This window comes from Enterococcus sp. AZ080, assembly GCF_051714945.1.
GTDB lineage: Bacteria > Bacillota > Bacilli > Lactobacillales > Enterococcaceae > Enterococcus_B > Enterococcus_B pernyi.
The window spans coordinates 891,283-903,894 of sequence record NZ_JBIOSV010000001.1 but is presented as its reverse complement, the minus strand read 5'-3'; the positions used below and the strand labels follow the sequence as shown (position 1 = coordinate 903,894).

The 12,612-nt window shown below is 37.9% G+C and carries 9 protein-coding genes; all 9 read right to left on the bottom strand.

Annotated elements, in window-relative coordinates:
* Positions 1-138 precede the first annotated feature (138 nt).
* The 9 genes from IGK01_RS04240 to rfbC all read right to left on the bottom strand — a co-directional run bounded on the left by IGK01_RS04240 (position 139) and on the right by rfbC (position 12,599).
* Positions 139-2,277 (bottom strand): glycosyltransferase family 2 protein, encoded by a 2,139-nt coding sequence (locus IGK01_RS04240; RefSeq protein WP_438840514.1) that lies wholly within the window; start codon positions 2,275-2,277, stop codon positions 139-141.
* Between the two features lie 31 nt (positions 2,278-2,308).
* The gene (locus IGK01_RS04235; protein ID WP_438840513.1) at positions 2,309-3,895 is read right to left on the bottom strand and encodes a class I SAM-dependent methyltransferase; all 1,587 of its coding nucleotides are present in this window, start codon (positions 3,893-3,895) and stop codon (positions 2,309-2,311) included.
* Entirely contained in the window at positions 3,885-5,105 is a 1,221-nt protein-coding gene (locus IGK01_RS04230) for an ABC transporter ATP-binding protein (protein WP_010735938.1), read from the bottom strand. Before IGK01_RS04230 ends, IGK01_RS04235 begins: the two co-directional genes overlap by 11 nt.
* A gap of 11 nt (positions 5,106-5,116) precedes the next feature.
* Positions 5,117-5,923 (bottom strand): ABC transporter permease, encoded by an 807-nt coding sequence (locus IGK01_RS04225; protein ID WP_019722596.1) that lies wholly within the window; start codon positions 5,921-5,923, stop codon positions 5,117-5,119.
* Positions 5,924-6,261: 338 nt separating this feature from the next.
* Positions 6,262-7,491: an EpaQ family protein gene (locus IGK01_RS04220; RefSeq protein ID WP_438840512.1), complete on the bottom strand. Its 1,230-nt coding sequence runs from the start codon at positions 7,489-7,491 to the stop codon at positions 6,262-6,264.
* A 118-nt stretch (positions 7,492-7,609) separates the two neighbouring features.
* Positions 7,610-9,625, bottom strand: a complete 2,016-nt coding sequence (locus IGK01_RS04215) for a DUF7657 domain-containing protein (protein WP_023519367.1) — start codon at positions 9,623-9,625, stop codon at positions 7,610-7,612.
* 46 nt (positions 9,626-9,671) lie between these two features.
* The gene (gene rfbD / locus IGK01_RS04210; RefSeq protein WP_438840511.1) at positions 9,672-10,523 is read right to left on the bottom strand and encodes a dTDP-4-dehydrorhamnose reductase; all 852 of its coding nucleotides are present in this window, start codon (positions 10,521-10,523) and stop codon (positions 9,672-9,674) included.
* A gap of 451 nt (positions 10,524-10,974) precedes the next feature.
* A complete protein-coding gene (gene rfbB / locus IGK01_RS04205; RefSeq protein WP_010735943.1) occupies positions 10,975-12,003 on the bottom strand; it encodes a dTDP-glucose 4,6-dehydratase in 1,029 nt (342 codons plus the stop codon).
* 23 nt (positions 12,004-12,026) lie between these two features.
* A complete protein-coding gene (gene rfbC / locus IGK01_RS04200) occupies positions 12,027-12,599 on the bottom strand; it encodes a dTDP-4-dehydrorhamnose 3,5-epimerase (RefSeq protein ID WP_010735944.1) in 573 nt (190 codons plus the stop codon).
* Positions 12,600-12,612: the final 13 nt, after the last annotated feature.

Genomic DNA, 12,612 nt, shown 5'->3' with positions numbered 1-12,612 from the left:
AAATTGTAACCTAAATTCAAAGTTTTTCACGACAGATTTATGTGCTTGATTCTGCTATAGAAATGGGGCATACAAAAATATACCTTAAGTAAAACTTGAATATTCTCCAAGTCTTTCCTAAGGTATATCAACTACTCTTTAATCTGGCCGTAATGAAAAATCGCCAATTCCTTGTTTGGTCAAATTGTCATTATAGAAAGGATCATGTGCGATATATTTGGGCCATTTATCTTGCATTTTTTTGATTTCACCCGCAAAGCGTTTCTGCTTTTCTGGCGTATCTTCGTACCCGCGAGATTTTGACTCAAAGTGATATAGTTCAACCTGATGAGCATACACATTGTTTCTGCCCAGTTCATAGATTTTAAGACATAAGTCTACATCATTGAAGGCAACTTGTAATGTCTCATCGAAGCCATCCACCGCTTTGAAATCATCCGCTTTGACCATCATACAAGCGGCGGTCACTGCTAAATAATCGACGTCGATCACTAATCGTCCGAAATAGCCACAATGTGTGCGGTCATAATTATTCAACGCGTGACCAGCGACGCCACCGATGCCAACGAGTACACCCGCATGTTGCGTCGTATCATCTGGATAGTAAAGTTTTGCACCCACACAGCCAATTGAATCAAACTGAGCATATGAGACCATCGTTGTCATCCAATTAGGAGCGATCACTTCCGTATCATTGTTCAAGAATAAATAATACTTTCCACTAGCTTTTTCAGCCGCAAGGTTATTGATACGAGAATAGTTGAATGGGATATCGATCAATTCAACAATAAAGCGTTCTTTTAGTTGTTCCTTATATGAGTCGAAAAGATTTTGCATCTTCGGATCAGTACTACCATTATCAGCTACAATGATCTCGTAGTTAGGATAAGTCGTTTTTTCGATGATCGAATCAATACACATTTTCAAATCGTCATACCCATTTTTGGTTGGGATGATGACGCTGACTAGATCCTCTTGTAAGACATCATAATTGATCTCATAAAACCCTGAGATTCTTCCTGGACGCACTTGGCCTTTGATATTCCTGCGAGCTAATGCATCCGTCAAAGCTTTCACACCAGAATCGTAAATATAACTTTTAGCTTCTCCACTACTAGCTGTTGATCCTGGAATCGTACGCCAATGGTAAAGGACACGATCGATATGATAAATATGATCTGCTGGGATCTTTTCTGTAAAACGAAGAACTAGGTCATAATCTTGTGAACCTTCATAGCCTTTTCGGAACCCACCTAGTTCTTTGACGATACTTAATCGATAGACGCCTAAATGAGAAATATAGTTATTTCCCATCAAAGTATTGGGTGACCAGTCTGCTTTAAAATGAGGATCGAAGCGATTGCCATCAGCATCGATCTTATCTTCATCACTATAAATCAAATCAAGTTCTGGCCGATCATTCAAGACATTGACTACTTCAAACAATGCATTGACAGGAAGTTCGTCGTCATTATCAAGTAATGCCATGAATTCCCCTTCAGCGATCTCAAGTGCAGAGTTCGTGGCTAAACTGATATGTCCGTTTTCCTCACGAAAGACAACTTTGATCCGTGAGTCTTTTTGCTGATAACGTTCTAAACATTTATGGATTTTAGGATCGGTAGAGGCATCATCACTGATACATAATTCCCAATGGTCATATGTTTGAGCAATCACAGAATCGATACATTTTTCTAGCCATTTGATTTCTACGTTATAAACTGGCATCACGACAGAAATCAACGGACGATAGGCAAAGGCTTGCGCTTTTGTTTTTTGTGCTGCAACGTCGATTTGTTCATGCTTAGCGATCCATTGTGCATAGTCGATCGAACCTGGTTTCAATTCCATTTTCACACGACGTACAGCCTTTTTTAGGCCATGCGTTCGAGCATAGTTCAAGCCTTTTTTTAACAATCGTTTTTTCTTTTCCAAACTCGACTCGATGCCATCATCATAAGGATAGCGTCCATTCAATTTGACGGCTATCCCATTTTGATGATCTTTCGTTTGAAAATCTAAAATTGCTTTTCCCTTCATCTTTCCAGATAATCGAAGATTAAAACCACTTTGCGTTTTTACATCCAAATCATAAAGATGATTGATATCTAAACGCACGACTGGTGTATTTTTTGCTATAATATTTTCTTTTTCAACTTGGATCGTCGGTATTTCTTTCATTACTTCATCGATTGCCCAACCAACGATCAATAAATCGCCGGTCGCCCGCTCACGAGTGATTTTATCGATAAATACAGCAATTTCTTTTTTTTGCACTGGTTTGGTACTCCTTTACCTAATAAGTTATTTATATTTCAACTAGCCAAGACTGCCCATTTTCTGCAATCAATTCAATCAAAAATGATTTTTCTTGTTCACACGCTATCTGGATCTCAAAACCAGCTTTTGTGTGGGGAGGAAGTTTTTCGGCTTCATTCACTTCGGCTCGCTCAATCTGCTGAACCTCGAAGAATGGTGATTGATCTACAGACAACTTATAAGATAAAGGTTTACGTTCCGCATTTGAAATTCCCCATCCAATGATTTTGAGTAATTTTGTTTCTGGATCCCAATTTTTTTCGTCGATACAAAGAGAAAGATCTTTGGCTTGGACTTTTTTTGCCGTTTCTTTTGGTCTCCCTAATCGTCCTTTTGGCTTTATTGCCCAATTGTTAGGCTGCAACAAGTCAAAATATCGATCAGCCGTAGTCTTCAAGACTTTCGTCAGCTCTTTATTCTCTATTTGCAATTGCTGGTTTTCTTTTGTTAATCTCTCGTTTTCAGCAGATAGTTCTTTTTGAACAGCAGCCATAGGTTTGATTTCTCTAAGGACTTCAGTCATCGTTGCTGGTAATTCACCAATGAATCGATAATGGCAAGAGATTTTGATCGTTTCTCCACTTATATCGGTCAATTCTAGTCTTGGTGCTTCTGATCCATCAAAGATATAACAGTCTGTCGCTGTTTTGATGACCGCATTCGATGCGATAAAATCAAGCTTTACTCCGTCTACTTCAACACTGAACTCAAGATAACTTGGTTGCTTTTCAAATTGAAAAATAAAACTTACCGGTTCTTCTGTCAGTGGAAAAGTCAATACTTGGTTTTCTCCCGTATAATTATTGAACGGGATCTGTAATGTTTCTTCTTGCGTACTCTTTTTGATGATTTCCATCATTTTGACATAATTTGAATTTTGCGGTGAATTGATTTTAGCTTCCACATTTGGGTGTTTTTTCAATGAAAAGAAGTATTGATACACTTCGCCAAATGGGCGCATTTTGAAATCATAACGAACTGCTTCTGGTAAGTCAGTATATGCCGACTTCAATTCAGTATCCCCTACTGCTAGATATAAATAATCTTCAATGTTGATGTGCAGATCAGCGTTTGCAAATACTTTTTGAAAGCCTTCGTGGGTATAAAATGAATTATGTGTTTCATCTAGTAGCCCAAACGAAGCCCACGGCAATTCGTTATTAAAGAGGTGGATCAATACAGAGTTATGCACGAGATTAGGAAAAGTAATCAAAATCTCGCCTTCTTCATTTAGAAACTCTCTGACTTTTTTTAATGTCTTCAAAGGATCCACTAAATGTTCCAAGACATCTGCAAATAATATATAATCAAACGTTTGACCAGCATAATATTTTGCCCATTCAAAACTTTCAATATCGCCATAAAAACCATCTTGTGCAATTTCATTGACGTAATCAAATAGTTCTTTGTCCAGTTCAACGATGCTTACTTCACAGTTTTTTGCACCGATCAAATGTTTCGTCATGCGTCCATTGCCTGGACCAAATTCCAAGACTTTACTTCCTGGTTTAATTTGTCCGACAATCTTACCTACGCTACTTTGTTCATCTAAATCCATTTCGAAATCATACTTCATTGTTTTGATCTCCTTCTTTCCACTGGTGATCCAAGACCACGATCCCTTCACCAATATAAGAACCCGTCACAAATAAGTTCATATACTTCGTTTTATAAACTAATGGAACAGTGGCATTTTCTTCAAAAACCGCCACATCGAAATAGTATTCGCCAGCAAGTAAGCCTAACTTCTTATACTTGAGATAAAAGACGTTTTTTCCTTTTTCCCAAGGAATCGTGATATCGTCCAGTAAGGTATTCAAGCCACAGACATAGAAATTATCGACCGTTCGTAGGGCAATCCCTAAAACAGGTTTTTTGATGGTATCATCTTTCACTTCATAAGTAACCTTGACATAAAGATCTTCCCCTTGTTCTAACATATCGATTGGTTGCTTGTTTTCATCTAGTAACTCAGCACTTAACACATCGACGATATCTGGGGCAGCAAAACGCTCCACTTGATTTTTGTTACGATCTACTGTTTTTACTGATTTTTTCTTTAAGAAGTTTTCGTAATTGGTTGTCACATCCATCGTATCACCAAATTCTACAACTTCACCATTTTTTAGCCAGTAAGAACGGTCGCAGAAACGACGGATCGAGCTGATATCATGGGAAACAAATAAAATCGTCTTCCCAGAATTTTTGATTTCCGTAAATTTTTCCATACATTTCAATTGGAACTCCAAGTCACCTACTGCGAGTGCCTCATCAACAATCAGAATATCTGGATTGACATTGATCGCTACCGCAAAAGCTAAGCGTACGAACATCCCACTTGAGTAAGTTTTAACTGGTTGATAAACGTGGTCTCCGATATCTGCGAAATCAATGATGTCATCCACCATCGCATCGACTTCTTCACGTGAAAAGCCAAGAACCATTCCATTTAAATAAATATTTTCATACCCAGAATATTCTGGATTAAAACCTGAACCCAATTCAAGTAAGGCAGAAATCTTTCCTTCGATCTCCATGGTTCCACTTGTTGGAGTCAAAACGCCTGTAATGATTTTGAGCATCGTTGATTTACCAGAACCATTTTCACCGACAAAACCAATCATTTCACCTTTTTTAATCTCTACATCAATATTTTTCAATGCATAGAACACATCATGGTACGATTTCTTGAAAGGATTCAAAGCTTCTCTAAAACGATCCGTCGGTTTCGCATACATATTGTATGATTTAGTGATGTTGTTTAATTTAATTGCGTATTCTGTCATAACTATACTCCTTACAGCACATCTGAAAAATGTGGTTTCAATCTACGGAACACTAAGGAACCGATTACGAACATGATTAATGTAACTACCCAAAAATAGATTGTATAAGTACCATGTTCCCAGAACCAAGCTTGACTTAAAAATGATTCACGGTAACCTTGAACAACATAATACAGTGGGTTTAATTTTAGAATCTTTATGATTGCTGGATTAAATTGACTAGGACTCCAAAGAATCGGCAATGTCCACATAATCAGCTGTAGCAAAATTGTGATAAATTGCATGATATCTGGTATAAAAGGTTGAATCGATGCGGTCAACCACGTCAATCCGGTCAAAAAAGCAACCATACAAAATAGATAATAAATCAATTGTAAAGACATGACCGTTGGAAAAATACCATGTCCCATTGTTACGACTAAACCAATCAAAATAAAGAACATATGTGAGTACAAGTTTGAAAGGATTTTAGTTGTTGGTAAGATACGGATATTGAATACCACTTTTTTCACTAAATAGGTGTATTCTCGGAAAACAAGTGTTGTAGAGGTAAACGCATCTGAGAAAAAGAACCATGGGACCATCCCTGTGATCAGATAGACGATAAACGGATACTTCCCGTCAGTCATTGCCGCTTTCAAGCCGAAGCCAAAGACTAACCAGTAAATGAGAACCGTAAACACGGGATTGATGAACGCCCATAAAATCCCTAAAAATGAACCCGCAAAACGCGATTTAAAATCGTTTAACGAGAATTGAAGTAATAGCTTTCGATTTTGATAGATATCCTTCATAAATAAAAACAAATCTTTCAACATTTGTGTTCCTCCAAGCAGTTTCAATTAATTACAGTCAACAGCCATTTTACCACATATTGAGCCAAGGACTGCGATATTCGTTGTTTCTTAATTTTCTATTAAGCAAACTTTTTGTCAACGTTACTATTTTACAAAAGATGATACTTAATTGCAATGAAGCAAAAAACGTGGGCCTGCCAAAAAAGGCTTACCCACGTTTTTATTTTTTTGATTGAGATTGGGACAGAAGTGTATAGCCTTATTTCCGAAGTGCTTGCTCCTGTTTCCACCATTTATTCGATTCTAAGGTGACAGACAAAATAATTGTTGCTGTTGTCTCACACCCCTTATTTTCAAATTCAGTGATAGCGTGCAAGTCTTGAAGTTGACAATTGATTTTCCTCTTGTATTTTTATTTGCTTACCTGGTGGCTGATCGTAACGATGACTTGCCATCGCTAACAACAAGTAGCCGATAGGTACCCAAGGGAAAGAAGTCAATGTATCTTCCATAAACGATTGGATCATTACTGCCATGAATGCCCATAAGAACGTAAGCTGTCCATTCGAATAATCAGCTTTCAGTGTTAGTCTTCCAACAAAAACAAGTAATAAAATCCCTACAATTGCGATTCCTATCAATCCATATAAATTCAAAATAGAATTATAACTATTGTGATTACCTAAAACCTCATTCCCACGAAAATAAAGAAAAGGCTTCATTCCAACCAGTAGTTGCTCTGTACTCTCGGAAATCGTTTGATAAAATTTCAGCCATATGCCCTCTCTTCCAGTGAAGAGATTGATCTCTTCAGAAGTGGCAGCTAAATAGGATATCGGTAGCGCCAAGCTAAAAATAGCTAAATAGCCGATAAAAGGGGCACGAATAAATTTAAAGAATCTTTTAGGCCAGATATCCAATAAAGCAAAAATGATGATCGCAATCAATGCCGAGCGTGATTGACATACCCAGATTCCTAAAAATGCAGCAATGATCGCTGGTACTCCAAGGATCCGAATATACCAACGTTCAAATGAACTGGCGAAACCACTGATCAGTAGTCCAAGCATCATCAACGAGCTGCCAATCGTATTTGTATTGATCCAAATATCGGATAATTTATTATCTTGGTTCCATATACTTTGTCCTTCAGGTACTTGAATCTCTGTAAATACTCGATATACCGTCACAGCAAGGAAAAATGAGAAGACAAGCAAATAAATTCCCCGATCTACTTTGTCAAATTCGATCCACTTTACACTCAATCCAATCAGAATCAAAATCGGGATCAACAGATTACCTGCCAAAGAACCTTCTCGTATTCCACTGAAATACGTATAGAAACCGAAGATTACAACTGCTGCTCCTAGATAAAAAAAGTCAAATCCTCTTGTTTTATAGATATTCAGTCCTGTTAAGACAAATACACCAAAAGTGACGAACTGTGCGCTATGTTCATATAAAAATAAAGTAGCTGGTGTGCCTATACCGATCGTCCAGACAGAAAAAAGAGCGATTAGCATCATTAACAAGATCCCAGTACTCATTTTATTTATGAATTTTTCGACAAATGTTTGAATGGTTTCCACCTCCTCTTCCAAATAATACTTTTTAAAAACGGATCATTGGATCAGCGTTATCACGATGATTTCTAACTGATCCAATATCCTCTTTTTTTGCACACATCTTCTTCAAACTAAAAGTTTTTTATTGACCAGTAGACTGTGTTTGCCAAGTAGCATAGTTTGGATACGCTACTTCATAGATCATGTGCCCATCGTCGTCTGGTCCATATAATTTAGTGAACTGCGCTTCATTACGCTGATTATAGTCATCTAATGGACGCTTGGTTACGACATATTTGATGCCTAACTTTTCAGCATCATCAAAATTCAAAGTCACTGAGAACATGTCTGGACGATCTAGCTTGAAGGCTGTATCTTCTTTGGCAATAAAAGCTCTAGTATGGGCATAACGATTGTAGAAACGCTCATATTCCCCTTCTGGATCAATCAATTGCCATGCAGCTTTGTCTGGATAAAAGCGGACCGTATTGAATGCCTTTACCCCTAAAGCCGGTGTGAAATTATAGAGCTCATCTTCGGTTAACCATACTTGACCTGGATCCTGTTGATCGATTTTTTGGATTTCCTTGGCTAACGTTTTTTCAAAAATCGCACCTGTTCCTTGGACAACTGGATTCACAAAGAAACCAGAAGCAATGATCAATGCACTAAATGAAAGGTAGAAAAAGACGCGTTGTCGAAACAGTGCAAATGCTAAAAGGAGTGTTCCCAAAACAATCACACTGATTAACTCAAAGCCAGAGAAATAGCCTTCCATCTTGGAACCTTGTAACGCATAGTAATAGATACCTGCATTAGCAATCAATAAGACGAATTTATACCACGTTGGGATGACATCGTGTTTCCAAATGTACGCGATAAACCAAATCGATAATAGAAAGGCAGCAAAGCTGAAAGTTAAGATCGCACGAAATGGTGGGACAAATGATAACAAGGTCAATTGAGCCATCGTTCTAGGTAAGCCAATGGTGATCCAAAAAATCGCGAAGAGACAAAAGAGCATTAAGATCCGACCAATATTTTTTTGATCGTCGTCTTTTTTTCCAAACAAGACAAATGGACTTGCTAAAAAGACAGTTGGGAAGAAATGGTAAAATAGTGCTACTTCTGAATTATTTGAGAAACTGATATCCTCGAATGGGATTTTCCAGTTCGTTAAGAAATAGAAAAATTCACTAAATTTCCATTTACCACCTGTACTTACTCGATTCCCAGGATACAACGTATTCAAAGAGGCGAGTAACGCATCTTTAGAAATTGACCAAAAATGCCACATGACAATACCAATAAACAACAACGCAGCAGTAATCAATACAGCGTCAAACCAATCCCATTGTATTTTTTTGCGGTAATAGATCAGTAAACCGACAAAATAAAAAACTAATAGATAGGCGAGCATCACTTGATGGGCCGGATAGATAACTAAGATAAATCCGAGACCGAATATGACCACTAATAACATCATCAATGCACGCAGCCACTTTTTTTCATGTTGATAAAAATAATGATAAAAGGCGACCATTAAACCAATTGTAAAGAAAATCAAATCGCCAACGTGTTGCATGAACCACCATTGAACAGCTGGTGAGAAGGTCAATGCAAATGACCCAATCAACGAAAGTGGCTTGTTTCTTTTCGTTAAGATCATCAGGAGTTCAAATCCTAACAGGACCATGACTACCAGTTTCATTGCCCAATAAAAGGACAATCCTCGATCCCTTCCCAAAAAGAAGAATCCCCAGTTAAATGGTTTACCGATAACAGTGATATCTTTTACTGGTGAATTGTAGGCAATAATCATATTTTGACCATTCAACGAATAATCTTCGTTGATGACCGGATAACCCGATTCTGCTTGAGAGAAATAAAAAGGCGTTTGGACTAGCCATTCATCTGAACGAACTTCTCGATTTTGACCAAAAATAACATCCGTCTTTTTCCCGTCATCTCTTTGGGATACATAGTTATCCCAGCTACCGATCGAGCTACCATTCAAGTTGAAGGTCACAACGATAACGATCACCAATAAGCCAATCACATAACGTAATTTCAATAGGATATCTAAAAATAGATTCGTCTGTTCTGTCTCCGGTTCTCGTGATTTATCTCGCCTTGCACTTCTTGTTTGTTTTTCCATAAAATTCTCCAATTTCTTCGTTGTTTCTTTTTTCTAAGGAAAAACCTTATTTGTTTAATTTTTCAGAAGCTTGTAACATTTGTTCAAGTGCTTCTTGCCACGTTGGAATAACAAAACCAAGATCTTCCGTTTTCTTCAGGCTCATCACTGAATATTGTGGACGTGTTGCTTTTTGTGGATATTCGGCTGAAGTAACAGGAGCTACTTCTACTGCTGTATCTTTTAAGATTTCTTTTGCGAATTCATACCATGAACAACTATTCTCGTTTGATAGATGATAGACACCATATGGTACTTTTTCTTCGATTACATAAACCATAAATTCAGCCAGTGTGCGTGTCCATGTCGGACGTCCAAATTGGTCATTGACCACTGTTAATCGATCGTGGGTTTGTGCCAAACGTTGCATCGTATAAACAAAGTTATGACCATATACACCAAATACCCATGACGTACGAATAATATAATAATCTTCTAAAATTTCCTGCACTGCTTGTTCGCCTAGTAGTTTTGTACGACCATATTCATTCAATGGATTCGTTGCATCATCTTCTAGATATTCTTCATCTTCTTTTTTACCATCAAAGATATAATCGGTACTGATATAAATCAATGTTGCATTCACTGCTTTCGCTGCCAATGCAACATTTCTCGTTCCGTCTACATTGATTTTTTCATCTAATTCTTTTCCTTCGTCTTCTGCTTTATCGACAGCAGTATAGGCTGCACAATGGAAGATGACCTCAGGCTTTAAGTCTGTGATATAAGCCATTGTTTTTTCTGCATCCGTGATATCCAGTTCTTGGGCGTCAGTCGAAACATAATCTAACCCTTTCTCATCTAATAAATGACGTAACTCGGTACCAAGTTGACCATTTCCACCTGTTAATAAAAACATAACGCAATCGCTCCTTGATTTATTTATTTTTAAACTTTTTTTTGTAAAAATATCATTAGCTATCATGTTGTCTTTAATGAACGCTTTATCTTTGAAGTTCGATTCATTCAACTGTTTGTTCGGAGTATTGGACAAAAATAACGGTCTCATTATTTCCCCTTATCCCCAAACAACGGCAGAACACTTATGTGCCAACCACGTTCTAAGAACCAAGCTTATTCTACCATATCGGTTCTCGCTTTTCGAGAGGATGAGCATCCATCCAGCGTTCTTAAAAAATTTTTCATGAAAAAAGGGGCAGCGTCAGTTAAACGCAGTGCCCCTTCAATGACTATTTAAAAAGAGGTTGAGTCTCTCAAGCTATCTATTCAAGCAAGAAAAACATCTGATAAGAGGAAGTCTCTGACTCTTATCTACGCAGCTTGTTCGAGGGAATTCGATTTCTCGCCTCTTATTGTCCATTTTTAGCGTAAGCTGCTTCAACTGCTTCTTTCTCTTTTTGCCACCATTCTTGGTTCTCTTCGTACCACTTGATAGTTTCTGCTAAACCATCACGGAAATTAGTGAACTCTGGTTGCCAACCAAGTTCTTGTCGAAGCTTGGTTGAGTCGATCGCATAACGCAAATCATGGCCAGCACGATCTTTGACATGTTCATAGGCATCTTTAGGCTGACCCATCATTTCTAAGATCATTTCCAATACGGTTTTGTTGTCTTCCTCGCCATCAGCGCCAATCAAATAGGTTTCCCCAATATTCCCTTTGGTTAGGATCAACCATACGGCAGAAGAGTGGTCATTCGTATGGATCCAATCACGAACATTTTTTCCTTCTCCGTATAACTTAGGTTGGATACCACTTAAAATATTGGTGATTTGACGTGGAATGAATTTTTCAATGTGTTGATAAGGTCCATAGTTATTGGAACAATTTGAGATTGTCGCCTTTAGTCCAAATGAACGAACCCAAGCTTTCACTAATAAATCAGAACCAGCTTTTGTTGAAGAATAGGGGCTGGACGGGTTGTAAGGTGTTTCCGCAGTGAACTTCTCACCTTCACCCTCTCCATGACCTGGTAAATCTTCACGTAATGGTAGGTCACCATAGACTTCATCCGTAGAAACATGATGATAACGAACATCGTACTTACGGCAAGCTTCTAGCAATGTATACGTACCAATGATGTTCGTGTGTACAAACGGAAACGGATCTTTAAGAGAATTATCATTATGTGATTCAGCAGCATAATGAACCACTGCATCTGCTTTTTCCACTAATCGATCGACTAATTCTGCATCTGCAATATCTCCGACAACTAGCTCCACACGATCAGTTGGCAATCCTGCTAGATTTTCTTTGTTTCCTGCATAAGTTAATTTATCTAAGACTGTCACATGTACTTCTGGGTGGTTTTGTACAACATAATGTACAAAATTTGATCCAATGAAGCCTGCTCCACCAGTAACAATGATATTTTTCATTTAATATTTCTCCTCATCAAATGTTAGATTTCACCATAAACAAATGGGTTTTCTGCTTCAAATTCTTTCAGTGTAGGATGATTATGATCTTTTTCAGACATGATCGCTTTTGAAAGATCGATTGGCCAATCAATCGCTAACTCTGGATCGTCAAATGCGATCCCACCGTCTGCTGCGGCATCATAATAATTATCGCATTTATAAAGGAAATTCACATTTGGTGTCAATGTCACGAACCCATGTGCGTATCCCTTGGGTACAAGTAATTGACGATGATTATGTTCAGATAAGATATAACTTTCCCACTGTCCATAGGTTGGACTACCTTTACGAATATCGACGATCACATCTAAGACTGCTCCTGAAGTGACACGGATCAATTTTGTTTGAGCGGATGCCCCTTTTTGAAAATGCAAACCACGAATCACTCCGGCTTCAGCAGATAGAGAGTGATTGTCTTGGACAAAATCAAAATCTAATCCATGTTCCGCAAATTTTGCTTTTGAATAGCTTTCTGTAAAGAAACCACGATGGTCCCCAAAAACATCCATTTCGATAATTTTAACATCTGTTAATTTAGTATCCGTCACTTTCATCACTAAAAACTCC